Origin of the sequence: Streptomyces sp. NPDC005402 (genome assembly GCF_040606575.1) — a bacterium.
In the GTDB taxonomy this organism is placed as follows: domain Bacteria; phylum Actinomycetota; class Actinomycetes; order Streptomycetales; family Streptomycetaceae; genus Streptomyces.
Map to the genome: position 1 here is coordinate 190,155 of NZ_JBEXFB010000017.1, position 23,237 is coordinate 213,391.

Consider the following 23,237-nt stretch of genomic DNA (forward strand, 5'->3'; position numbering starts at 1 on the left):
CCACCGGCAACGCTGTCGGTGTGGTCAGCCCCCAGATAGGTGGTACCTGAAGGTAAATCCAACGCTGCTGACCTTATGCCTTCAAGACTCAAATTCAAACGTGGTCAATTGTGAGAACTTAGACAGACGACCGCCACATACGTTCACTTCTTGAAGTCGTGGGAGGTCAGCGCAGCCGCTGGCTGATGACCTTCGACACCCCGTCGCCCTGCATGGAGACGCCGTACAGCGCGTCGGCGACCTCCATCGTCCGCTTCTGGTGCGTGATCACGATGAGCTGCGAGGCCTCCTGCAGCTCCTGCATGATGCGGATCAGCCGCTGGAGGTTGGTGTCGTCGAGGGCGGCCTCGACCTCGTCCATGACGTAGAACGGGCTGGGCCGCGCCTTGAAGATCGACACCAGCAAAGCTACGGCCGTGAGCGAGCGCTCGCCACCCGAGAGCAGGCTGAGCCGCTTGACCTTCTTGCCCGGCGGCCGCGCCTCGACGTCCACGCCCGTGGTGAGCATGTTGTCGGGGTCGGTGAGGATGAGCCGCCCCTCGCCGCCCGGGAAGAGCCGGCTGAAGACGCCCTCGAACTCACGGGCCGTGTCCCGGTAGGCCTCGGTGAAGACCTGCTCGACGCGCTCGTCGACCTCCTTCACCACTTGAAGCAGATCGGCGCGGGTCTTCTTCAGGTCCTCCAGCTGCTCACTGAGGAACTTGTGCCGCTCCTCCAGCGCCGCGAACTCCTCCAGCGCCAGCGGATTGACCTTGCCGAGCTGCTGGTAGGCCCGCTCGGCCGCCTTGAGTCGCTTCTCCTGCTCGGCCCGGTGGAACTGCTTCGGCTGGTTGCGCGGATGCTCGGGATCCTCGGGCAGCTCCTCGCCCTCGGCGGGCGGGGAGGGCGGGACGAGCTGGTGCGGGCCGTACTCGTCGACGAGACCCGCCGGTTCGACGCCCAGCTCCTCCAGGGCCTTCGTCTCCAGCTGCTCGATCCGCATCCGCTTCTCGGCTCCGAGCACCTCACCGCGGTGGACGGAGTCGGTCAGCTTGTCGAGTTCGGCCTTGAGATCGCGGCCGGTGTTCCGGGCGGCGGTCAACTCCCGTTCGCGCAGCGCCTTGGCGGCGTCGGCGGCGGTCCGCTCCGCGTCCGCGCGCGCGAGGGACACCTCGACGTGGGCGAGCAGCTGCCGCGCACCGGAGGCGACAGCCTCGGCCACGGCGGCCTCGTGCCGCAGCCGGGCCCGCCGCTGTTCGGCACGCGCGCGTGCGTCCCGCTCCGCGCGGGCGGCCCGGTCGAGGGAGTCGGCCCGGCCGGCGAGTCCCTTGACCCGCTCCTCGTGCGTACGGACCTGGAGGCGGGCCTCCATCTCGGTCTGGCGGGCGTTGGCCCCGTCGGCGGCGAGACGGTCCCGTACAGAGGTGTCGGGCTCCTCCTCCACCGGCATCTCCTCGGCCACCGCGAGCCGTTCGGCCAGTTCCTCGACCTCTTCGAGGGCCTTCTCCAGCGCGTCCTGCGCCCGAGCGGCAGCCGCGGTGGAGCGTTCCGCCTCGCCGGCGGCGCCCCTGGCCTGGCCGGACAGCCGACCGAGCTGCTGGGCCACGGCCGACTTCTCCCGGTCGGCGGCCCGGCGCCGCTCCCCCAGCTCCTCGACTCGGGCGGCGCACTCCTTGCGTTGCTCCACCGCCGTGTGCTGGGTCTCGGTGAGTTCCTCGCAGCGGATCGCCAGCTCTTCGAGTTCGGCCGCGGCCTCGTCCACGGAGGCCTGTACTTCGAGGAGGCTCGGGGCGCCCGCGGAGCCGCCGTGGGCGAAGTGGGCGCCGAGGAGGTCGCCCTCGGCGGTGACTGCGGTGAGGTGGGGGTGGGCGTAGACGAGGTCTTCGGCGTCTTCGAGGGTGTTGACGAGCACGATGCCGTGGAGAACACGTCTTACCGCGGGCATCAGTTCGGAGGGGGCGCGGACCAGATCTGCCGCGTGCTGATGAGTGGCGTCCGCGGGTCCGTCGTGGCTGGTCGCGCCCCGCGGCGGAGCCGCAGACTCATGCAGCCCCGCGCCCCCAGGTGATTCCGGTGCTCCGGCGAGAAGCAGTGACACTCTGCCTCCGTCCTGCTTCCGCAGCAACCGGATCGCGTCCGCCGCCGCCGAAGGCGAGGTCACCGCCAGCGCGTCCGCCGCCGCCCCGAACGCCGCCGCCAGCGCGACCTCGTGGCCCGGCGTCACCGTCAGCAGTTCCGCCGCCGGGCCCAGCAAGCCGGTGAGGCGGTCCTTCGCTCCCAGCAGCGCGCCCGTGCCGTCCTTCCTCCTCAAGCCCATCGCCAGCGCCTCATGACGAGCCTGCGTCGCCGCTCGCCTGCGCTCCGTCGCCGTAACCGCCTCGCGGGCGGCGGTCAGTGCGGCCTCCGCCTCGGCGAGCCGCCGTTTGGCCGCCTCGTGCTGCTCGGCGAGTGCCGCGTCGCCCGCGTCCAGGCCGTCGACCTCGGCCTTCAGCGCCTCGTACTCCTCCTGCGCGGCCACGGCCCGCTCCTGGGCCTCGTCCCGCGCGGCGGCGAGGCGGTCGATCTCGGCCTGGGCCGAGGCGGCGCGGGAACGGGCCGCGTTGACCTGGCCGCTGAGGCGGGCGAGGCCCTCGCGGCGGTCGGCGATGGCCCGGGCCACGTCCTTCAGACGCCGTTCCTCCTGAGCGAGCTCGCGCTCCAGCTCGGAGCGGTGGGCGACGGTGTCCTCCAGCGCGTGCTCGGCCGCCTCCAGGGCGGCCTCCAGCTCGGCCTCCTGCTCGCGGATGCGGGCGGCCTCGCGCTCCATGTCCTCGGGGTCACGGCCCCGCCGTTCCTCGGGCGGCGCCGAGGTCGCGCTCTTCACGCGCGCGTCGGCCAGCGAGATCGTGCCGCGCACCCGCTCGGCGAGCTGGGAGAGCTCGTACCAGGTCTGCTGGGCGCGCTGGAGCCGGGGCGTGAGCTGCCGCACCTCGTCCTCCAGAAGGGCCTCGCGCTGGAGGGCCTTCTTCAGTTCCTGCTCGGCGCTCTCCTTGCGCTCCTTCAGCGTGGCCTCGTCCGCGACCTCCGCCTGGAGCGCCTGTCGCAGCCGTACGAGATCGTCGGCGAGCAGCCGGAGACGGGCGTCGCGCAGGTCGGCCTGGATGACGGCGGCCCGGCGGGCGACCGCGGCCTGCCGGCCGAGCGGCTTGAGCTGGCGCCGGAGTTCGTCGGTGAGGTCCTGCACGCGCGCGAGGTTGGCCTGCATCGCGTCCAGCTTGCGCAGCGCCTTCTCCTTGCGCTTGCGGTGCTTGAGGACGCCGGCGGCCTCCTCGATGAAGGCGCGGCGGCCCGTCGGATCCGCGTGCAGGACGGAGTCGAGCTGGCCCTGGCCGACGATGACGTGCATCTCGCGGCCGATGCCGGAGTCGGACAGGAGTTCCTGGATGTCCAGGAGACGGCAGGTGTCGCCGTTGATCTGGTACTCGCTGCCGCCGTTGCGGAACATGATCCGCGTGATGGTGACCTCGGCGTACTCGATGGGCAGGGCACCGTCGGAGTTGTCGATGGTCAGGGACACCTCGGCGCGGCCCAGCGGCGGCCGCCCGGTGGTGCCGGCGAAGATGACGTCCTCCATCTTGCCGCCGCGCAGCGACTTGGCGCCCTGCTCACCCATGACCCAGCTGAGCGCGTCCACGACATTGGACTTGCCCGAGCCGTTCGGACCGACCACGCAGGTGATCCCCGGTTCGAACCGGAGCGTGGTCGCCGAGGCGAACGACTTGAACCCCCGGAGGGTCAGGGCCTTGAGGTGCACGCCGCTGGACTCTACCTTCCGGGGGTGTCTCACTCCATGAACGCGCGGTGGCCCGCGGTTTCACCATTGAACGTGGAGGGCACACCAAACGTTAAGAGAGTGAAAGGGTGCACGGGGGCAAGAAAGAAGGGACGCCGAAGCGTCCCTTGCAAACTCTGACAACTTAGCGATTGATACCGGTTAGCGGTTGATACGGGCCGCCCGGACCACTGCGTGAGCTGTCGTGTAGCGATGCAGTGATCAGGTGAGCGCAGGCTCCGCCTGGTGTGCGTCGATGCTCTCCATGATCCTGTCGTGAGAAGCGGCAGCCGCGAGCGCGTCGTTCTCCGCCTGGATCCGTACGAGCTCGGATTCCAGGTCCTGGACGCGCTGCTGGAGCCGTCGCATCTCGGCGAGGAGTCGAGGGTCCGAGCCGCCGACGTAACCGAGAAGCGCCTTTGCCATGATGGATGGTCCTCCACACTGAGTGACCGACCGATGCGGTGTGGGTCGTGAGGGATTCGCACCCGCGGTGCTTGACACTTTTTAGTTCGTGTTGCCGTTCTTCCATGCCAAACAGCTAAGGTGCGCGGGGTGCTTTCAGCGTCTCACCAAAAAGTTTGACGGTCAACACGATCACGCCCCGTATTGGTGGCAACCCGCGCCGGCGCGGCCTGAGAACGGCGGCGCTGCGGCTCCCTCGGGACCCCGGGGGCGTGACGATCATTCTTAGCCGGGGAGCCTGCCACGGCACGGGCTTCTTGGCAACCACCAGCGCCTTTCTGCTTCCGGCAGGTGCCGGTGGCATGTCCCTCCGCTACCGCCTGGGCCGTTTTACAGAAACGGCTCAGCGGATGGCGAAGCCGTCGTAACCCCCGCGAGGTGTGTCCCAGATCTCGGTGACACCGTCGACGCGTCCGGGCGTGTCGTCACCCAGGAGCCACTCCAGGAGTCCCTGACAGCCCTTGCGCGGCCCCTCCGCGACCACTTGCACGCGTCCGTCGTCCAGATTGAGAGCAAAACCACTCAGGCCACCGATCTCCAGGGCCTTGGCCCGCGTGAACCAGCGGAAACCCACACCTTGGACGCGTCCACGCACCCAGGCGACCAGTCGTACATCCTCGCTCATGGGTGCAACCTAACCGGCCAATGTCTCTCCCGACACTCCCTCCTCTGGCGCCATGCGGTACTGTCCGCTGCCAATGAATCTCATACGAAACTCACTCCATCGTGTGGGTTTTGTGACTTTGGTTGACCGGGGGGACGCGTCGACCTCAAGAACAGACGAGGAAGGCAAGGACATGGGACGCCACCGACGCTCCGCCGCCGGCCGCGCCGCCACGGGCCGCGCCACGGGAGTCACACAGACATTCAGCTCCTACGAGGGCGGGTACGACCCGCAGGACTCGTACAACTTCGCCTCGGTGGGCACCCCGACCCGCCTGAGCCACGAGGACGCCGACCCCTACGCGCGCAGTGACGCCTACCTGTTCGCGTCGGAGGAGGAGTACGCGCTGTACCGCGGCGAGGGCTACACGCCCGCCGACGGCCCGCGTCGCGGCGGCTCGCACCGCCGGCGCCGGAAGAACCTCGTGACGCCGGTCAAGACCGGTCTGCTCGGGGTCTCCGCCGCCGTCGCGATCGGCACGGTCGCCGTCGCCGCGGGCGTGGTGCCCGGCCTGGACAACTACAAGATCGGCGGCGGCAGCACCACCGGCGGTGACCTGCAGGCGGCGAGCTCGCCGACCAACTCCCCGGCCGAGCAGGGCGGCGCCTCCGGCAGCGCCGAGAGCCGCGAGGACGGCTCGTCGACGAGCCGGGACGCCGAGCGCGCCTCCTCGCCCGCGCCGGCCCCCTCGACCTCGACGGCCGCGCCGACCGAGAAGCCGAAGAAGCCGCCGAAGAAGCCGGCGGCCACGCCGAGCGAGAAGCCGGAGACCACTCCTTCACAGAAGGAGCGGGAGCCGGCGAAGCAGGAGACCACCGCGCCGGTGGAGGTCTCCACGGAGGCCGCGGCGGCGGCCCAGGTGCTGGAGCTCGTCAACGTCGAGCGGGCGAAGGTCGGCTGCAGCCCGGTCGCCGCCAACAGCGCGCTGGCCGACCTGGCCGGGGCCTTCAGCAAGGCCATGGCCGACCAGGGCTTCTTCGACCACACCGACCCGAGCGGCGCCACTCCGTGGGACCGGGCGGCGAAGGCCGGGATAACCACTCTCGGTGGCGAGAACATAGCCCGGGGGCAGGCCGACCCGGCCGCGGTCATGGAAGCCTGGATGAACAGCCCCGGCCACAAGGCCAACATACTGAACTGCGACTTCAAGACGCTCGGCGTGGGTGTGCAGTTCGGTGCGGGCGGCCCCTGGTGGACCCAGGACTTCGGGTACTAGAGGCCGCGGACCCGAGGCGCACTAACTTTTCGTTAGTGCGACCTGTCGGTTAGTGCTCTCTTCCAGTACGCTCGTGATATGGACACCACGCAGCAGCCCCTGGAGGCGCGGGACCTCCCGTACGACGTGTTCGCCAAGGCCTGCCCCTCGCGCGGCACCCTGGAGCACGTGACGGGCCGCTGGGGCGCACTCACCCTCGGCGCCCTGTACGAGGGCTCGCTGCGCTTCAACGAGCTGCGCCGCCGGGTCGACGGCGTGAGCGAGAAGATGCTCTCCCAGACGCTCCAGGCGCTGGAGCGCGACGGCCTGGTGCACCGCGAGGCCCAGCCCACCAATCCGCCCCGGGTCGACTACGAGCTGACCCCGCTGGGCCGCGACGTCGCCGAGCGGCTGCTGGGCCTCATCCACTTCGTCGAGGGCCGCATGGACGACGTCCTGGCCGCCCGCGAGCGCTACGACGTGACGCGCGGCGCCCGCTGACACCTCGGACAGAAGTAGCTGGACCGGTTCATCCAGGGCCGTCGGCGCATCGGCGTACCGCACCGCTTGCACGGCAGCCCCTCACGGCCGTACGCGTCGAGGGACCGGTCGAAGTACCCGGACTCGCCGTTGACGTTGACGTACAGGCTGTCGAAGCTGGTGCCGCCGACCGCGAGGGCCGCGTTCATCACATCCCTGACGTGGCCCAGGAGTTCGGCCGTGCGCGGGCGCGTGAAGCCGGCCGTGGGGCGCTCGTAGTGGATGCGGGAGCGCCAAAGGGCCTCGTCCGCGTAGATGTTGCCGACTCCGCTGATCAACGACTGGTCGAGCAGGGCCCGTTTGATGGTGGAGCGCTTGCGGCGCAGGGCCTGGTGGAACGCCTCGTCGTCGAAGAGCGGGTCGAGGGGGTCGCGCGCGATGTGCGCGATCACATCGGGCAGGCCGTCGGGGGTGTTGTCGTGCAACGACAGTCCACCGAAGGTGCGTTGGTCGACGAAGCGGAGTTCGGTGTCGACCTCGTCGGCGAACCTCACCCGGATCCTGAGGTGCTTCTCGTCGGGCGCCGCGTGCGGCTGGACCAGCAGCTGGCCGCTCATCCCGAGGTGGGCCAGGACCGACTGGTCCGTGTCCTCCAGGGGCAGCCAGAGGTACTTGCCGCGGCGGCTCGGGGTACCGACGCGGTGGCCCTTGAGACGGTGCGCGAAGTCGTCGGCACCGGCGAGGTGACGGCGGACCGCACGCGGGTGCAGCACCTCGGCCTCGGCGACCGTACGGTGGGCGACCCACCGTTCAAGGCCCCGCCGTACGACCTCGACCTCGGGCAACTCGGGCATGGGGCTCCCCCGTCACGGACCGGTGTATGAGCGGAGCGCCCGCCCCGGCGTTCAGGGGCAGGCGCTCGGCTGCGCTGTTCTTCCAGACGCGCTGGGTGCTTCCAGGCGTCAGGCGGAGACGGACGACGGACCTTCGTCGTCGTCCTCGGCGGCTTCGACGACCTCAACGGCCTCGACGGCCTTTTCGGCCACCGCCTTGGCGCGCTCGTCCGCGGCGGTCCGGATGGACCTCCAGGCGGACTCCGCGGCCTGCTGCTCCGCCTCCTTCTTGCTGCGGCCGGTGCCGGTGCCGTACGAGACGCCTCCGACGCGGGCGGCAGCAGTGAAGGTCTTCTCGTGATCGGGGCCGGTCTCCGTGACCAGGTACTCGGGCACGCCGAGCCCTTCGGTCGCGGTGAGCTCCTGGAGACTGGTCTTCCAGTCCAGGCCGGCACCGAGGTTCGAGGATTTCTCGATCAGGGGGTCGAACAGGCGGTGCACCAGTTCGGAGGCCGCCTCAAGACCCTGGTCGAGATAGACAGCGCCGATCACCGCTTCGAGGGTGTCGGCGAGGATGGATGCCTTGTCCCGGCCGCCTGTGCCCTCTTCACCCCGGCCGAGCCGGATGAAGGAACCCAGTTCGAGCCCACGGCCCACCTCCGCCAGCGCACGCGAGTTGACCACCGCGGCCCGCAACTTGGCCAGTTGGCCTTCGGGCAGGTCCGGGTGGGTGGTGTACAGCGTGTCCGTGACCACCAGGCCGAGCACGGAGTCCCCGAGGAACTCCAGGCGCTCGTTGGTGGGCAGGCCGCCGTTCTCGTATGCGTAGGAACGGTGGGTCAGCGCACGCACCAGAAGGGCGGACTCGAGCTTGTACCCGAGCCGCCCTTCCAACAGCGTGTGGGACGAGGCCTGGTTGTCGCCCGAGTTCTTCTTCGGCGTGGACACAGTGCCTCTCACCAGCCGCTCAGACCTCGAGGACCTGGCGCTTGTTGTAGGTGCCACAAGCGGGGCACGCGATGTGCTGCAGCTTGGGCTCGTGGCAGCGCTCGCACGCAACCAGGTTGGGGACCGCAGCCTTCCACTGCGACCGGCGGTGGCGCGTGTTGCTGCGCGACATCTTCCGCTTCGGAACAGCCACGGCTACTTCTCCTGCTTCTCGTTGGCGGGCGCCGATCGAGGCGCTTCGCCACTCATCTCGTCCTTCTCGCCGTCTTCGAGTGAACCGGCGAGTCCCTGCAGTGCCGCCCAACGGATGTCGACGGCGTCGTGGTGGTGGTCCGGGTCGTCCGTGAGCCGCTCTCCGCACTCGGAGCACAGGCCCAGGCAGTCGTCCTGGCACACCGGCTGCATCGGCAGTGCGAGCACCACCGCATCGCGCAGCACAGGCTCGAGGTCGAACAGACCGTCCTCGATGAAGAGCCTGTCCTCGTCTTCCTCGGCGTCGTCGGCCGGTTCCGCTTTCACGCGGCCACGGTCGTCGGCGTCAGGGTACGAGAACATCTCCTGGAAGTCCGCTTCGAGCGCCAGCTCAAGCGGCTCCAGACACCTTACGCACTCCCCCTCGGCCTGTGCACGGGCGGTGCCTGTGACAAGCACCCCTTCCATGACCGACTCGAGCCGGAGTTCGAGCACAACCGGGGCGCCTTCCGGCACTCCGATCACTCCCTGGATGCCGAGATCCTTGGGAGCGTCGATCTCACGGGTCAGGCGCTGCAGCGCGCCAGGACGCCGCCCCAGCTCGTGTGTGTCGAACACAAGAGGGTTGCGGTGGTCGAGGCGGGCGTTCAGGGCCATTCCTGCTTTCGATCTTCGAGCTCAGAGGGACGCCGCCCTTCGGTGTTCCCGGGCAGCGGTGATCGCGGACGTACACGCGACCGAAGAGCCAGGATACTGGACCTTTCGCTCACGGCCCAATCCGGTGTCTCCTACTGGCCGCGACCCTGCTCGTACGCCCTCAACTGCTCCGGCGTGATCATGCCGGTGTCGAAGAGGCTCGTCTCGTCGAGGGCGTAGTCCTGCTGCGGCTGGTGCGTCTGCTCCGGCTGGTGCGTCTGCTGCGCCTGGTGCTGGTCGTACGCGGCCTGCTGCTGGTCGTAGCCCTGATAGGCGTAGGGGTCGGCCTGCTGGTAGCCGTACGGGTCCTGCTGGGCGTAGGGATCGGGCTGCTGCTGATAGCCGGCGTAGGCGTCGGTCTGCTGCTGGTAGCCGTACGCCGGCTGCTGGGCGTAGTCCGGCTGCTCGGCCTGGTTCCGGGCCTCGGCCCGGGCGTCCTGCTCCGCGAGGGCGGTGAGGTCGGCCAGGTAGTCGGCGTCGCTGGAGTGCTGAACGGTGGCGGTGTTGTCGGCGAGGGCCCCGAGGTCGTCGGTGGCGATGCGGCCGTGCAGCTTCTGGCGGCCGCGGCCGACGGCCTCCAGGGTCTTGGCGAGGACCGCCTCGAAGGCGCCGAGCTTGGCGTCGACGTAGGAGTCGGCGTCCTTGCGCAGCGTCTCGGGGTCGTGGCTGCGCTCGGGGGCGTCCTCGTCCTCGTAGCCGTTCTCGTCGAGGCCCGGGCCGGTGCCGAGGAGCTTCTCCCGGCCGCGGCCGACCGAGCCGAGCGTCTTGGTGAGGACGACCTCGAAGTTGGCGAGCTTGGAGTCGACGTAGTCGTCGGCCTCCGCGCGGACCTCCTCGGCCTCCTGGCGGGCCTCGTTCAGGATCCGGTCGGCCTCGGCCTGGGAGCGGCGGGCGACCTCGGTGTCGGAGATCAGCGAGCCGCGCTCGGCGTGCGCCGTGGAGATGATGCGCTCGGCCTCCTGGCGGGCCTGCTCGACCATCTGCTCACGGTCGCCGATCAGCTCCTGGGCCTGCGCGAGGGAACCGGGCAGGGCCTGGCGCAGCTCTTCCAGCATCGCGAGCAGTTCGGCGCGGTTGACCATCACCGAGGCCGACATGGGCATCGACCGGGCACCGGAGACCGTGGCCACGATCTCGTCGAGCTTCTTCTGCACGTCCACCTGTGCTCGCCACTCTCTACAGCCGTGTTGGAGACGGACGGGACGACTGTAGCCCCATCAGCCTTTGCGGAGGCGCTCGTTCAGGGCTTCCAGAACCCTCGGGGGGACCAGGTGGGAGACGTCTCCGCCCCAGGTCGCGACCTCCTTGACGAGCGAGGAGGACAGGAAGCTGTAGGTGGGGTTGGTCGGCACGAAGAGGGTCTCGACACCGCTCAGGCCGTTGTTCATCTGGGCCATCTGCAGCTCGTAGTCGAAGTCGCTGACCGCGCGCAGGCCCTTGACGATGGCCGGGATGTCGCGCTCCTTGCAGTAGTCGACGAGGAGGCCGTGGAAGGCCTCCACGATCACGTTGCCGTACTCGGCGGTGACCTCGCGGATCAGGTCGATCCGCTCGTCGATCTCGAAGAGGCCCTTCTTGGACTTGTTGATCATCACCGCGACGTAGACCTCGTCGTACAGTCTGGAGGCGCGGGAGATGATGTCGAGGTGTCCGTTGGTGATGGGGTCGAACGACCCGGGACAGACGGCGCGGCGCACTTGAGATCCCTCGCTCTCCGGTCCGGTCATCGTGCGTCTTCGCACGTAGAGGCGGCGCGACCGTACCAAAACGTTCCCTCGCCGTAGCGACGGGCCTTGACCGCGTCGAATCCGGGCGGCCACTTGAATTCTCCACCTCTGGTGCTGCGCTCCACGGTGACGAGGGCCTCCGGCGCGAGCCAGTGTTCCGCGCGGAGTGTGAGCAGAATCTCGCGAAGATCGTGATCTGTGACCCGGTAAGGGGGGTCCAGGAAGACGATGTCGTACGGCTGTGCCGGCGCCGGTTGTTGAATGACCTGTTCCGCTTTGCCCGCCCTCACCTCGGCACCGGGGAGGCCGATGTTCTTGACGTTCTCCCGGATCGTGCGGGCGGCGCGGGCGTCGGCCTCGACGAGCAGGGTGTGGGCTGCGCCGCGGGAGAGGGCTTCCAGACCGACCGCGCCTGATCCGGCGTAGAGGTCGAGGACCCGCTCACCTGCCAGGGGGCCGCCGAGGAGGGACTGCCAGGTGGAGAAGAGTCCTTCGCGCGCGCGGTCGGAGGTGGGACGGGTGCCGTTGCCCGGCGGGACGGCCAGACGGCGCCCACCCGCCTTGCCGGCGATCACGCGGGTCATCTTCGGTCCTTGTTCGGGGATGGTTACGGGTCCAGTTTCTCAGCCCTTTTCCAGGTACTGCTCCCTCTCCTCGTCCAGCAAGGCGTCCAGGGCCGTGCGCAGGCCGGGAAGGCTGGTCAGCTCCGGGTCCGCCGCCACCACCGCCGTCGCCTCCTCCCTGGCCTCCGCGATGATCTCCTCGTCCTCGATCACGGCGAGGACCCGCAGCGAGGTCCGGGCGCCGGACTGGGCCTGGCCGAGGACATCGCCCTCGCGGCGCTGCTCCAGGTCGATGCGGGACAGTTCGAAGCCGTCCAGGGTCGACGCCACCGCGTTCAGGCGCTGGCGGGCCGGGCTCGCCTCGGGCATCTCCGAGACCAGGAGGCACAGGCCGGGCGCCGAGCCCCGGCCCACTCGGCCGCGCAGTTGGTGGAGCTGGGAGACGCCGAAGCGGTCGGCGTCCATGACGACCATGGCCGTGGCGTTGGGGACGTTGACACCGACCTCGATGACCGTGGTGGCCACCAGGACGTGGGTCTCGCCGGCGGCGAAGCGGCGCATGACCGCGTCCTTGTCGTCGGGGTGCATCCTGCCGTGCAGGACCTCGACCCGCAGCCCGCTCAGGGGGCCTTTGGTGAGCTGGTCGGCGATGTCCAGGACGGCGAGCGGCGGGCGCTTCTCGGCCTCGTCCTCCGCGGACTTCCTGGCCTTCTTCGGGTCGTCCTCCTCGTCGCCGATGCGGGGGCAGACGACGTACGCCTGGTGGCCGTTCTCCACCTCCTCGCGGACGCGTTCCCAGGCGCGGGCGAGGAAGTGGGGTTTGTCCGCGGCGGGCACCACATGGCTGGCGATCGGGGAGCGGCCGGCCGGGAGCTGGTCGAGGACGGAGGTCTCCAGGTCGCCGAAGACGGTCATGGCGACCGTGCGCGGAATGGGGGTGGCCGTCATGACGAGGAGGTGGGGCGGCTGCTTTCCCTTGCCGCGCAGGGCGTCCCGCTGCTCGACCCCGAACCGGTGCTGTTCGTCGACCACGACCAGGCCCAGGTCGTGGAACTGCACCTTGTCCTCGATCAGCGCGTGCGTGCCGATCACGACCCCGGCCTCACCGGTGACCAGATCCAGCATCGCCTGCCTGCGCGCGGCCGTCCCCATCGAACCGGTGAGCAGCACGACCTTGGTGGCGTGCTCGGTGCCGCCGAGCATGCCGCCCTCGGCCAGGTCGCCCATCATCTCCACGATCGAGCGGTGGTGCTGCTGCGCGAGCACCTCGGTGGGGGCCAGCATGGCGGCCTGTCCGCCGGCGTCGACGACGGCGAGCATCGCGCGCAGGGCGACCAGGGTCTTTCCCGATCCGACCTCGCCCTGGAGCAGCCGGTGCATCGGATGGTCCGTCGCCAGGTCGTCGAAGATCTCCTTGGAGACCTTCTGCTGCCCTTCCGTGAGGGTGAAGGGGAGGCGGTCGTCGAAGGCCGAGAGGAGGCCGTCCGGAGCCGGTTTCCTCGGAACCGCCGGGAGTTGGGCGTCCGCGTGGCGGCGGCGGGCGAGGGCCACCTGGAGGACGAAGGCCTCGTCCCACTTGAGGCGGGCGTGGGCGTCGGCGACGTCGGCCTTGGTGTGCGGGCGGTGGATCTTGAGGAGGGCCTCGGGGAGGGGGACCAGACCGCGGCCCTCGCGGAGGGACTCCGGCAGGGGGTCCGTCGCCGCCTGCGCACTCGGCAGGACCGTCTGGATCGCCTTGCCGATCTTCCAGGACTCCAGTTTGGCGGTGGCCGGGTAGATGGGGATCAGGGCCCCTGCCCAGGTCTCCACCGTCTCCTCCGCATCCCCGCGCAGCAACTCGTAGGCCGGATGCGCCAGTTGGAGGCGGCGGTTGAAGAGGGAGACCTTGCCGGAGAACATCGCGCGGGTGCCCGGGAGGAGCTCCTTGTGGGGCTTGTGGACGCCGTTGCCGAAGAAGACCAGTTGGAGGCGGCCGCTGCCGTCCGTGATGGTGACCTCCAGGCGCTGCCCCTTGCCGCGCGGCGCCTTGGCGGAGGCGAAGGTGTGCAGACGGGCGTCGGCGACCTGGGCGACCACGGTGACGTGCTCGTCCATGGGCAGGTCGGCGAGGTGGGTCAGCTGCCCCCGCTCCTCGTATCTGCGCGGGTAATGGTGCAGGAGGTCGCCGACGGAGTGCAGGCCGAGATGCTCGGCCATCACCTTCGCGGTGGCGGGGCCGAGCACCTTCTTCAGTGGTTCTTCCAGTGCGGGCACGAGATCCATTGCACACCACGCCACTGACATTGCCGTATACATACCGGGAAACCCCTGGTCAGACGGCTGGTTGGGGGCATACGATGGCGCGCTCCGGCCATCCGCCCGCGGTCACCGCCCCACCCGGGACCGCCCGACCCCGCGCCGCGCGAACGTTCCCCCCACCGGCGCTGCGACGATGGATTCCCAGACCTCACAGTCACAGACACCCCAGGTACCTCAGCAACCTCATACGTTCCAGGTCGACCTGCGCGGTCTGGTGGACCTCCTCTCCCATCACCTCTACTCCAGCCCCAGGGTCTATCTCCGCGAGCTGCTCCAGAACGCGGTGGACGCGATCACGGCCCGGCGTGCCGAGCAGCCCGACTCCCCTGCCCGCGTGCGGTTGTACGCGCAGGAGGGCGCCCTGCGGGTCGAGGACTCCGGGGTCGGGCTCACCGAGGCGGACGTGCACGACCTGCTGGCCACCATCGGACGCAGTTCCAAGCGGGCCGAGGGCCTTCAGGAGGTGCGCTCCGACTTCCTCGGGCAGTTCGGGATCGGTCTGCTCGCCTGTTTCGTGGTCGCCGAGCGGATCCGGGTGGTCAGCCGCAGCGCCCGTACGCCGGACGCGCCGCCCGTGGAGTGGACGGCGAGCGACGACGGTTCGTACCGGGTGCGGACGCTGCCCCACGACGCCCGTCCGGAGCCGGGGACCACGGTGCATCTGGTGGCCCGGGCGGGCGCCGGCGAGTGGCTCGCGCCCGAGCGGGTCCTCCGGCTCGCCCGGGACTTCGGCTCGCTGCTGCCGTACGACGTCCGGGTCGGCGACGAGGCGATCACCGACCTGCCCGCGCCCTGGGACCGGCCGTACCCCTCCCCCGCCACCCGCAGGGTGGCCCTGGCCCGGCACTGTCATGACCTGTTCGGCTTCACCCCGCTGGACTCGATCGAGCTGAACGTGCCGCTGGCCGGGATCCGCGGGGTGGCGTACGTCCTTCCCTCGGCGGTCAGTCCCGCCCAGCGGGCGACCCATCGCGTCCACCTCAAGGGCATGCTGCTCACCGAGCGGGCCGAACAGCTGCTGCCGGACTGGGCGTTCTTCGTGCGCTGTGTCCTGGACACCGACAGCCTGCGGCCCACGGCCTCGCGCGAGTCGCTGTACGAGGACGAGACGCTGGCCGCCGTACGGGAGGCGCTCGGCGAGCGGATCCGGTCCTGGCTGACGGGCCTTGCCGCCGGGGACCCGGAGCGGCTCGCGGCCTTCCTGTCCGTGCACCACCTCGGCGTGAAGTCGCTCGCGCGGCACGACAAGGACATGCTGCGCACGATGCTGCCGTGGCTGCCGTTCGAGACGACCGACGGGCGGCTGTCCCTCGAGGAGTTCGCTCAGCGGCACCCGGTGGTGCACTTCACGCGGACCGTCGAGGAGTACCGGCAGGTCGCGCCGATCGCGTCCGCGCAGGGCATCGGGGTGGTCAACGGCGGTTACACCTACGACAGCGACCTGGTCGAGGCGCTGCCCTCGGTGCGGCCGGGGACGGTCGTCGCCGAGCTGGACGCGGACACCGTCACCGCCCACATGGACCTGGTCGATCCGGCCGAGGAGCTGGCGCTGTCGGGCTTCCTGGCGGCCGCGCGGGCCAGACTCGACCCGCTGGGCTGCGATGTCGTCCTGCGTGCCTTCCGGCCGCTGTCCCTGCCCGCGCTGCACCTGGACGACCGGGACGGCCGGCACGAACAGGCCCGCGCGGAGGCCGAGGACCAGGCGGACGACCTGTGGGCCGGCATCCTCGGCTCGCTGCGCGGGAGCGCCCCACGCGCGCGTCTCGTGCTGAACCATCTCAACCCGCTGGTACGGCGGATCGGCTCACTGGGCGATCCGGAGCTGATCGGCACCGCCACCGAGTCCCTGTACGGGCAGGCGCTGCTGATGGCCCAGCGCCCGCTCAGGCCCGCGGACTCGGCGTTGCTGAACCGGGCCTTCATAGGCCTGCTGGAGTGGGCCACCAACGGCGAGGAGGGCCGCTGATGAGCGGAGCCGACGGGAACGCGGCCTTCGACGCACTGCGCCGGGCGATGGCGGAGAACGCCGAGCAGCCGGAGGGGCCCGCCCGCAACGCGCGCGCGGAACAGCTGCTCGCCGAGGCCGAGAAGCTGAACATCCCGCTCGCGGTGATCGAGGCGCTCGGGCACCAGCTGAAGGTCTACAACTACAGCTCCGAGAAGGCCAAGATGTTCGTCCCCTTCGCGCGGCTGCTGCGCATGTGGGACGAGCACCCCGAGGACTTCGACGAGTACGAGACGCACTCCCTGCACTGGGTCTTCAAGTGGATGACCACCGGCATGCTCGACCAGCCGCACATCCCGCTCGCCGCCATGGAGAAGTGGCTCGGCGAGATGGAGCACCGCTACCGGCTGGCCGGGCACTCCGAACGGGCCGTGCGCAGCGCCGAGTACAGCGTGGCCGCGCACGTCGGGGACCTGGAGCGGGCCGAGCGCGCGTACGCCGCGTGGCTGGCCGCCGACCGGGACAGCATGGCCGACTGCCACGCCTGCGAGCTGCACGAGCAGGGCTGGTGGCAGTCGCAGCGCGGGCGGGACGAGGAGGCGCTCGACCTGTGGGCGCCGGTCCTGCAGGGCGAGTTCACCTGCGCCCACGAGCCGCACGCGGTTCTCGCGTCCTCCCTCAGGCCGCTGCTGCGCCTGGGGCGTCTCGACGAGGCGCGCGCCAACCATCTGCGGGGCTTCAGGCTCGTGCGGTCCATGGAGAGCATGCGCGGCGCCTACGCGGACCACGTCGAGTTCTGTGCGCTCAGCGGCAACGAGGCACGCGGCCTGGAGCTGCTCGCGGAGCGTCCCGCGTACTTCACTGCCGACGGCCACCCGCGCAGCAGGCTGGACTTCACAGCCGTGGTGGCCCTGCTGATGGACCGGCTGACCGAGCTGGGCCTGGGCGAGCGGCCGGTGCCGGGGCCCGCGGGTCGGTCCTGGACCGCGGCCGGACTCGCCGCCCACGCGCGCGAGGAGGCCCTCGCGCTGGCCGCCCGCTTCGACGAGCGCAACGGCACGACCCACGTCAGTGAACAGGCACGCGCGCGTATGGCGCAGCGGCCGCTGGTGGAACGGCTGCCACTGGGAGTACGGGCGGTCCGCACGGCCGCCGCTCCCGTGGTGGCGCCCGCGGCCCCCGCTCCCGCGCGGGAGCCCGGTCTGCCCGCGCTGGTCGCCGAGGCCCGGCGCCTGTCGGACACCCTCCAGCCGAACGCGGTGGAGGCGTGGGCGGCGGTCGCACGGGCCGCCGAGGGCGTCGAGCTGGACCCGCGCGACCGGGCCGAGATCGCCGACCACGAGGCGATGGACCTGGGCCCCGAGGGCATCGAACTGTTCGAGCGGGCGGCCGAGTTGTACGCGGAGGCGGGCGACCTGGGCGAAGCGCTGGCCGCCAGCGCGCGTGCCGCGTACGTACGCGCGCTGGCGGGCGAGGTGGACGAGGCGCTCACGGCGGTCGCCGGGCCGTACGACGAGGTCCTCGCGCTGTACTCCGCGGACGACACGGGCGTACCGCAGACGGCGTCGGTGCTGATGTCCCGGGCACGGATCCTGATGCGCCGGGTGCAGGAGGGCGAGGACGAGACGTTCCTGACCGACGCCGAGTCGGCCGTACGGGAGGTGCTCGCCCTGGTCGAGGGGCGGGCCGGGGACGACGTGCGGCTCGCCGCGCGGGTCGCCGAGGCGCAGGCGATGCTGGCGGAGCTGGCCGCGCGGACCGGCGACCTGGAGGCCGCCGCGGAGCTGTTCGCGGGCGCCGCGGCCCGGTTCGTGGCGGCGGGCCTGCCGTGGTTCGCGGTGGAGTACGAGGCCAGGCTCGCCGGGCTCAGGCACCACCTGGGCGACCCGGCCGGGACGGAACGGGCGCTGCGGGCGGCTCTGGAGCACGGTGGGCCGCACCTGGAGGCGGTCGGACGGGCCCAGCTGCATCTCCAGCTGGCGGAGGTCGTGGCCGGCCAAGGGCTCGCGGAGGAGGCCGCCGAGCATGCCCTGGAGGCCGCTCACTGGGCCGACGAGGCCGGGGAGGGGCCGACGCTGGGTGCCCTGGCCCGGCACCAGCTGGGCGGGTTCCTGCTGCGCCTGGGCCGCTGGGCCGAGGCCGCGGAGGTGCTGGAGTCGGCGCTGCCCGACCTGAGCGCGGAGACGCACGGCGAGGGGACGGTCGTACAGACGCAGTGGTGGCTCGGCGACTGTCTGAGCGCGCTGGGCGAGCACCGGGAGGCGGCCCAGCGGCGCCTTCAGGCCGCCGAGACAGCCCGGCACTGGCCCGAGCAGCACGACCACGCGACCCTCGCCCACCTCGCCGCCGAGTCCCTCGGGGCCGCGGGGCTGCCCGCCGAGGCCGACCAGGCGTACGCGCGCGCGGGCGCTCTGTGGCGTGAGCTCGGCAACGTGCACGGCCTCGTCCGCGCGCTGCGCGCCCGCGCGTGGCTCGCGCTGCGCGCGGAGGACGGGGCGGACCGGGCACGGGAGTTGATGGCGGACGCGGTCCGGGAGTGCGAGGCCGCGCTGGGTGACACGCGGGCCGACGAGGCGGCGCGGCAGCGGCTGGTCGGCGAACTCGGGCACACCCACCGGCAGTTCGGGGACCTGCTCGCGCGTTCCGCACCCGAGGACGCCGATGACGGGTCGATCCAGGCCGTGCTGGAGGAGGCACTGGCCCAAGTGGTCGAGGCGATCGTCGTGTTCGCCTCGCTGGGGGACGACGCCCTGGACGCCCGGACCGGTGCCGAGCTCGCGGCGGGCTGGCTGGCGGCCGACCTGAGCCGGCCGGCCGAGGCTGCGGCACGCGCGCGTGCGGTGCTCGACGCCTACGGCGACGCGGACGGGCCCGACGACACGGCACGGTCACGGCGGGCCGAGGCGGAGCAGATGCTGAGGCTCATGGAGGGGCAGGACAGCTGATCGCCCAGGGGTTCTACTCGACCCCGATGAGCAGCACGGCACCCTGCCGTCCGCCCCGGTACACCACCGTGTCCACGGCGAGGTAGGACTCCCGTACGCGCGCCTCCAGGTGGTCGGCGACGGTCTCGGGGGCCTCGTCGCCGAGGACGAGGGTGACCAGCTCGCCGCCGGCCGAGAGCATGCGGTCGAGGACGGCCTCGGCGGTGCCGGTGACGTCCGAGCCGATCACCGCCACGTCCCCGTCGATGAGCCCGAGGACGTCACCGGCCTGGCAGATGCCGGCCATGGTCCAGGACTGGCGTTCGGCGACGGCGACCTCGGCGTAGCGGGTCGCGCCGGCCGCCGAGGTCATCTGGACGACGTCCTCGTCGAACCGGCGCTCCGGTTCGTGCACGGCGAGCGCCGCGATGCCCTGGACCGCGGAGCGGGTCGGGATCAGCGCGACCCGGATGCCCTCCGTGCGGGCCTGCTCGGCCGCGGCGGCCGCGGTGTGGCGCAGATCGGCGTCGTTGGGCAGCAGCACGACCTCGCGCGCGTGGGCCCGTCGTACGGCCTCCACGAGCTCCCCGCTCGCGGGCGGCTCCCCGGGGCGGGCGAGCACGGCGGTCGCCCCGGCCTCGGTGTACAGCCCGGCCAGGCCCTCACCGGGCACGACGGCGACGACGGCCCGCTGGGCGCGCTCGCGGGGCGGCCGTTCGGCGCCGGTGGTGTGCACGTCACCGAGGCCGAAGTGGGTGACGCGGATCCGGTACGGCCGCCCGGCCTCGACGCCCGCCTCCACGGCGGCGCCGGCGTCGTCGACGTGCACATGGACGTTCCACAGTCCGTCGCCGCCGACCACCACGAGGGAGTCCCCGAGTCCGCCGAGCCGCTGCCGCAGTCGCGCGACGGCGGTGTCGTCGGCCTCCAGGAGGTAGATCACCTCGAAGGCCGGGCCTCCGGTGGCCGGGCCGTCGGCGCACTCTTCGGGGGAGGCCGCGAAAACCTCGGCAGAGACTTCCAGGGAGCTCGCCGACGCTTCCGGGGACGTCCTGCTCACCACCGGCACCGCCCTGGGCACCTCCCCCGTGAAGGTCTCCACCAGGGCCCCGAGCACCGCCACCAGCCCCCGTCCGCCGGCGTCCACCACTCCCGCGCGCTCCAGGACGGCCAGCTGGCGGGGTGTCGCGGCGAGGGCGGCGCGTGCTCCGTCGTAGGCGGCCCGGGCGACCGTCCCGCAGTCGCCCTCCGCTGCCCCGGCCGCGTCGGCGGCGGCCGAGGCGACCGTGAGGACCGTGCCTTCGACGGGGTGGGCCACGGCCTGGCGGGCGGAGTCGGCGGCGTGCCGCAGGGCGAGCCGGAGTCCGTCGCCGTCCGTGTGAGCCGTCTCACCTTCGGCGGCGAGCACCTGGGCCATGCCCCGCAGCAGCTGGGCGAGGATCGTGCCCGAGTTGCCGCGGGCGCCTATGAGGGCTCCGTGGGCCATGGCGCGCGCGGCGTCGGCGAGTGCCGGTTTCCCCGAGCCATGGGTGTCGTGGGCCTCGAAGACGGCCTCCACGGCCGCGGCCGCCGACTCCGCCGTCAGATACAGGTTGGTGCCGGTGTCCCCGTCGGCGACCGGGTAGACGTTGATCGCGTCGATCTCCTCGCGGGCCCGGCCCAGCGCCCGCAGCGCGAGACTGCACCAGGTGCGCACCGCGAGAGCATCGAAGAATGTCTGCGGCACCTGCGCCACCTGCGCCTCCTCGGGCTGCTGGACTGGACGCAGCGTAGACCCCGGGCGGGTGTCCGCCGGAAGAGGGCCGGGAGCGGGTGCCTGATCAGCCATGGTAGTTTCGTTCTGCTGGCGCAGTCGTTGTATGCTGCTCCGGTTGCCCGATGCAGATCGGGCCAATCCCCCTGGCAGCGCCACTCAGATCTCTGATCCTGCGATCTCGATCCCGGCATGCCGGGATCCACCGTAAGTGCATCTGAAGTCTTTGGAGTGACCCGTGGCTGCCAACTGCGACGTCTGCGGCAAGGGGCCGGGCTTCGGCAACAGCATCTCGCACTCGCACCGCCGTACGTCCCGTCGCTGGAACCCGAACATCCAGCGCGTACGTACCGTGGTCGGCGGGACGCCGAAGCGCCTGAACGCTTGCACCTCGTGCATCAAGGCCGGCAAGGTCTCGCGCTGACGCACAGCTAAGCGCGCGGCCACTGCTGGTTCGCTGCACTGAGCCGGTCCACCTCAGGGTGGGCCGGCTTTTTGCCGTGCCCTGAGGCCGGCCCGGCCCTGCGCGACGTCCGGAAGCGGACGTCAGGCTCCCGGAGCACCCCGCGTGAGCGCCCAGCCGTGATCCACGGGTCCGATCCCGCCGCCCAGCGCGAACCCGGCGGCGATCGCCCCGGTGACGTACTCCTTGGCGGCCGTCACCGCCTCCGGCACGGACCGCCCCTTCGCGAGCTGTGAGGCGATCGCGGAGGCGAGTGTGCAGCCGGTGCCGTGGGTGTGCCGGTTGTCGAGGCGGGGCGCACGCAGCCAATGCTCCTCGGAGCCGTCGGTCAGAAGGTCGACGGCGTCACCCGGGAGGTGGCCGCCCTTGATGAGCACCCACTTCGGTCCGTACGACAGGACGGCGTCGGCGGCGTCTCGCAGGTGGATCTCCGACTCGACCCGGACGCCGGTGAGTTGGGCCACCTCGTCGAGGTTCGGGGTGGCGACGGTGGCCGCCGGGAGCAGCCGTCGGCGTACGGAGTCCAGGGCGGAGGAGGCCAGCAGCGAGTCGCCGTGCTTGGAGACACCGACGGGGTCGATCACGGCCGGAGCGTCCGTGGCGTCGATCAACTCGGCCACCGCCTCGACGAGTTCGGCCGAGGCGAGCATCCCGGTCTTCACGGCCTGGACGCCGATGTCGTCCACGACGGCGCGGTACTGGGCCCGCACCGCCTCCACCGGCAGCTCCCAAGCACCCTGCACGCCGTGGGAGTTCTGCGCGGTGACGGCCGTGACGACACTCATGCCGTGCACGCCGAGCGCGAGCATGGTCTTCAGGTCGGCCTGGATCCCGGCGCCGCCGCCGGAGTCGGAGCCCGCAACCGTGAGCACCAGCGGCTTCACGACTCGATGTCCCCGCCGAAGTGGTCCCAGCCGCCCTTGCTCGTCCAGGGCGCCCCGTCGACCGTCACCTGGGGCAGCGCCGAGGGGTTGAGGACCTCGCCGATCACCTTCCAGCGGGCCGGGAGCTTCACGTCCGGCGAGAAGGTCGCCACGATCGCGTGGTCCTCTCCCCCGGTCAGCACCCACTGGATCGGGTCGACACCGACGGCCTGCCCGATGTCGCTCATCTGGGTCGGGATGTCGATCGCGCCGGAGCGGATGTCGATCCGGACCTTGCTGGCCTCGGCGATGTGTCCGAGGTCCGCGATCAGCCCGTCGCTCACGTCGCACATCGCGGTCGCGCCGAGCGCGGCGGCGGCCGGGCCCGCGTGATACGGCGGCTCGGGGCGCCGGTGCGCCTCCACGAAGGCACGGGGCGAGCGGAAGCCGCGGGCGAGCACCGCGTACCCGGCCGCCGACCAGCCCAGCCAGCCGGTCACCGCCACCAGGTCGCCGGGTTGGGCGCCGGCCCGGGTCACCGGCTCCTGGCCCCGCAGATCGCCGAGGGCGGTGATGGAGACCATGATCGTGTCTCCCCGTACGACGTCCCCGCCGACCACCGACGCGCCCGCGACCTGGCACTCGTCGCGCAGGCCGTCCATGAGCTCCGAGGGCCAGGTCACGGGGAGTTCGGCGGGCACGACCAGGCCGAGCAGCAGGGCGGTCGGGACGGCACCCATGGCGGCGATGTCCGCGAGGTTCTGCGCGGCCGCCTTGCGTCCGACGTCGTAGGCCGTGGACCAGTCGCGGCGGAAGTGCCGGCCCTCCAGGAGGATGTCGGTGCTCGCCACGACCCTGCGGTCGGGCGCGGCGACCACCGCGGCGTCGTCGCCGGGGCCCACCCGGACCGCCGGGGTGGTGGTGAGACGGGAGGTGAGCTCCCTGATGAGCCCGAACTCGCCGAGCTCACCAACAGTGCCCTTCATGGCCCTTACGCCCCTTCTGTGCCGTGCCGTGCCCGGTCGCGCGTCATCAGTGTCCTCGATACGGTCGAGGGGACCGTGAACTTCTGTCGTGTCCGCACCCCGGCACGGGTGTCCGCGTCCCCGCGGGTCTCCCCGCGACGCGCGGCGACGCGATACCGTGGCGTTCCTTTTCCCCACATGATCCTCGTGGCCGCCCTGGAGGTTCCGTGGTACAGGCGTACATCCTGATCCAGACGGAGGTCGGCAAGGCGTCGACCGTCGCCGAGACGATCAGCAAGATCCCTGGAGTCATCCAGGCCGAGGACGTGACAGGACCGTATGACGTGATCGTCCGAGCACAAGCCGACACCGTGGACGACCTGGGCCGGATGGTGGTCGCCAAGGTCCAGCAGGTGGACGGCATCACCCGCACCCTGACCTGCCCGGTCGTCCATCTGTAGCCCCCGTCTACC

At 71.3% G+C, this 23,237-nt stretch carries 20 protein-coding genes; 6 read left to right on the forward strand and 14 right to left on the reverse strand.

All coding sequences use genetic code 11. The features are described 5' to 3' along the window. Positions 1-166: 166 nt before the first annotated feature. The 3 genes from smc to ABZT02_RS30085 form a co-directional block, all read right to left on the reverse strand. Positions 167-3,772 carry a chromosome segregation protein SMC gene (gene smc, locus ABZT02_RS30075; RefSeq protein WP_356022914.1) on the reverse strand — a complete coding sequence of 1,202 codons (3,606 nt, stop codon included), beginning with the start codon at positions 3,770-3,772 and terminating at the stop codon, positions 167-169. A gap of 240 nt (positions 3,773-4,012) precedes the next feature. Continuing rightward, positions 4,013-4,216 (reverse strand): hypothetical protein, encoded by a 204-nt coding sequence (locus ABZT02_RS30080; RefSeq protein WP_016432419.1) that lies wholly within the window; start codon positions 4,214-4,216, stop codon positions 4,013-4,015. Positions 4,217-4,598: 382 nt separating this feature from the next. Then, a complete protein-coding gene (locus tag ABZT02_RS30085) occupies positions 4,599-4,880 on the reverse strand; it encodes an acylphosphatase (protein ID WP_031041224.1) in 282 nt (93 codons plus the stop codon). A gap of 172 nt (positions 4,881-5,052) precedes the next feature. Here ABZT02_RS30085 and ABZT02_RS30090 point away from each other — a divergent pair, with 172 nt between their 5' ends. Both ABZT02_RS30090 and ABZT02_RS30095 read left to right on the forward strand, forming a co-directional pair. Then, positions 5,053-6,135: a CAP domain-containing protein gene (locus ABZT02_RS30090; RefSeq protein WP_356022917.1), complete on the forward strand. Its 1,083-nt coding sequence runs from the start codon at positions 5,053-5,055 to the stop codon at positions 6,133-6,135. 78 nt (positions 6,136-6,213) lie between these two features. After that, a complete protein-coding gene (locus ABZT02_RS30095; RefSeq protein WP_356022919.1) occupies positions 6,214-6,615 on the forward strand; it encodes a helix-turn-helix domain-containing protein in 402 nt (133 codons plus the stop codon). Here ABZT02_RS30095 and mutM read toward each other — a convergent pair. The 8 genes from mutM to recG all read right to left on the reverse strand — a co-directional run bounded on the left by mutM (position 6,588) and on the right by recG (position 13,815). After that, the gene (mutM, locus tag ABZT02_RS30100) at positions 6,588-7,448 is read right to left on the reverse strand and encodes a bifunctional DNA-formamidopyrimidine glycosylase/DNA-(apurinic or apyrimidinic site) lyase (protein WP_356022922.1); all 861 of its coding nucleotides are present in this window, start codon (positions 7,446-7,448) and stop codon (positions 6,588-6,590) included. The genes ABZT02_RS30095 and mutM overlap by 28 nt on opposite strands. Before the next feature lie 108 nt (positions 7,449-7,556). Then, positions 7,557-8,375 (reverse strand): ribonuclease III, encoded by an 819-nt coding sequence (gene rnc, locus ABZT02_RS30105; RefSeq protein ID WP_356022980.1) that lies wholly within the window; start codon positions 8,373-8,375, stop codon positions 7,557-7,559. 19 nt (positions 8,376-8,394) lie between these two features. Continuing rightward, positions 8,395-8,568, reverse strand: a complete 174-nt coding sequence (rpmF, locus tag ABZT02_RS30110) for a 50S ribosomal protein L32 (protein WP_033321093.1) — start codon at positions 8,566-8,568, stop codon at positions 8,395-8,397. 2 nt (positions 8,569-8,570) lie between these two features. Next, positions 8,571-9,224, reverse strand: a complete 654-nt coding sequence (locus tag ABZT02_RS30115) for a DUF177 domain-containing protein (protein WP_031041209.1) — start codon at positions 9,222-9,224, stop codon at positions 8,571-8,573. A 131-nt stretch (positions 9,225-9,355) separates the two neighbouring features. After that, complete coding sequence (locus tag ABZT02_RS30120) at positions 9,356-10,423, reverse strand: cell division initiation protein (RefSeq protein WP_356022925.1); 1,068 nt, start codon at positions 10,421-10,423, stop codon at positions 9,356-9,358. 57 nt (positions 10,424-10,480) lie between these two features. After that, positions 10,481-10,960, reverse strand: coding sequence for a pantetheine-phosphate adenylyltransferase (gene coaD / locus ABZT02_RS30125; protein WP_020138732.1), 480 nt, complete (start codon positions 10,958-10,960; stop codon positions 10,481-10,483). Between the two features lie 26 nt (positions 10,961-10,986). After that, a complete protein-coding gene (rsmD, locus tag ABZT02_RS30130; protein ID WP_356022927.1) occupies positions 10,987-11,574 on the reverse strand; it encodes a 16S rRNA (guanine(966)-N(2))-methyltransferase RsmD in 588 nt (195 codons plus the stop codon). Positions 11,575-11,613: 39 nt separating this feature from the next. Continuing rightward, positions 11,614-13,815 (reverse strand): ATP-dependent DNA helicase RecG, encoded by a 2,202-nt coding sequence (gene recG / locus ABZT02_RS30135; RefSeq protein ID WP_356022929.1) that lies wholly within the window; start codon positions 13,813-13,815, stop codon positions 11,614-11,616. 169 nt (positions 13,816-13,984) lie between these two features. Here recG and ABZT02_RS30140 point away from each other — a divergent pair, with 169 nt between their 5' ends. Then, entirely contained in the window at positions 13,985-15,817 is a 1,833-nt protein-coding gene (locus ABZT02_RS30140; RefSeq protein ID WP_356022931.1) for an HSP90 family protein, read from the forward strand. Next, positions 15,817-18,741 (forward strand): tetratricopeptide repeat protein, encoded by a 2,925-nt coding sequence (locus tag ABZT02_RS30145; RefSeq protein WP_356022934.1) that lies wholly within the window; start codon positions 15,817-15,819, stop codon positions 18,739-18,741. Before ABZT02_RS30140 ends, ABZT02_RS30145 begins: the two co-directional genes overlap by 1 nt. A gap of 13 nt (positions 18,742-18,754) precedes the next feature. Here the strand turns inward: ABZT02_RS30145 and ABZT02_RS30150 are convergent, their stop codons facing one another. Continuing rightward, positions 18,755-20,455 carry a DAK2 domain-containing protein gene (locus ABZT02_RS30150; RefSeq protein WP_356022982.1) on the reverse strand — a complete coding sequence of 567 codons (1,701 nt, stop codon included), beginning with the start codon at positions 20,453-20,455 and terminating at the stop codon, positions 18,755-18,757. Between the two features lie 256 nt (positions 20,456-20,711). On the opposite strand from ABZT02_RS30150, the gene rpmB reads away from it, so the two are divergent. Then, positions 20,712-20,897, forward strand: coding sequence for a 50S ribosomal protein L28 (gene rpmB, locus ABZT02_RS30155; RefSeq protein WP_217234690.1), 186 nt, complete (start codon positions 20,712-20,714; stop codon positions 20,895-20,897). A gap of 122 nt (positions 20,898-21,019) precedes the next feature. Here the strand turns inward: rpmB and thiD are convergent, their stop codons facing one another. Beyond that, positions 21,020-21,820: a bifunctional hydroxymethylpyrimidine kinase/phosphomethylpyrimidine kinase gene (thiD, locus tag ABZT02_RS30160; RefSeq protein WP_356022937.1), complete on the reverse strand. Its 801-nt coding sequence runs from the start codon at positions 21,818-21,820 to the stop codon at positions 21,020-21,022. Beyond that, positions 21,817-22,785 (reverse strand): thiamine-phosphate kinase, encoded by a 969-nt coding sequence (locus ABZT02_RS30165; RefSeq protein WP_356022939.1) that lies wholly within the window; start codon positions 22,783-22,785, stop codon positions 21,817-21,819. Before ABZT02_RS30165 ends, thiD begins: the two co-directional genes overlap by 4 nt. Positions 22,786-22,991: 206 nt before the next feature. On the opposite strand from ABZT02_RS30165, the gene ABZT02_RS30170 reads away from it, so the two are divergent. Beyond that, positions 22,992-23,225: an Lrp/AsnC ligand binding domain-containing protein gene (locus tag ABZT02_RS30170; RefSeq protein WP_003997603.1), complete on the forward strand. Its 234-nt coding sequence runs from the start codon at positions 22,992-22,994 to the stop codon at positions 23,223-23,225. Positions 23,226-23,237 lie beyond the last annotated feature (12 nt).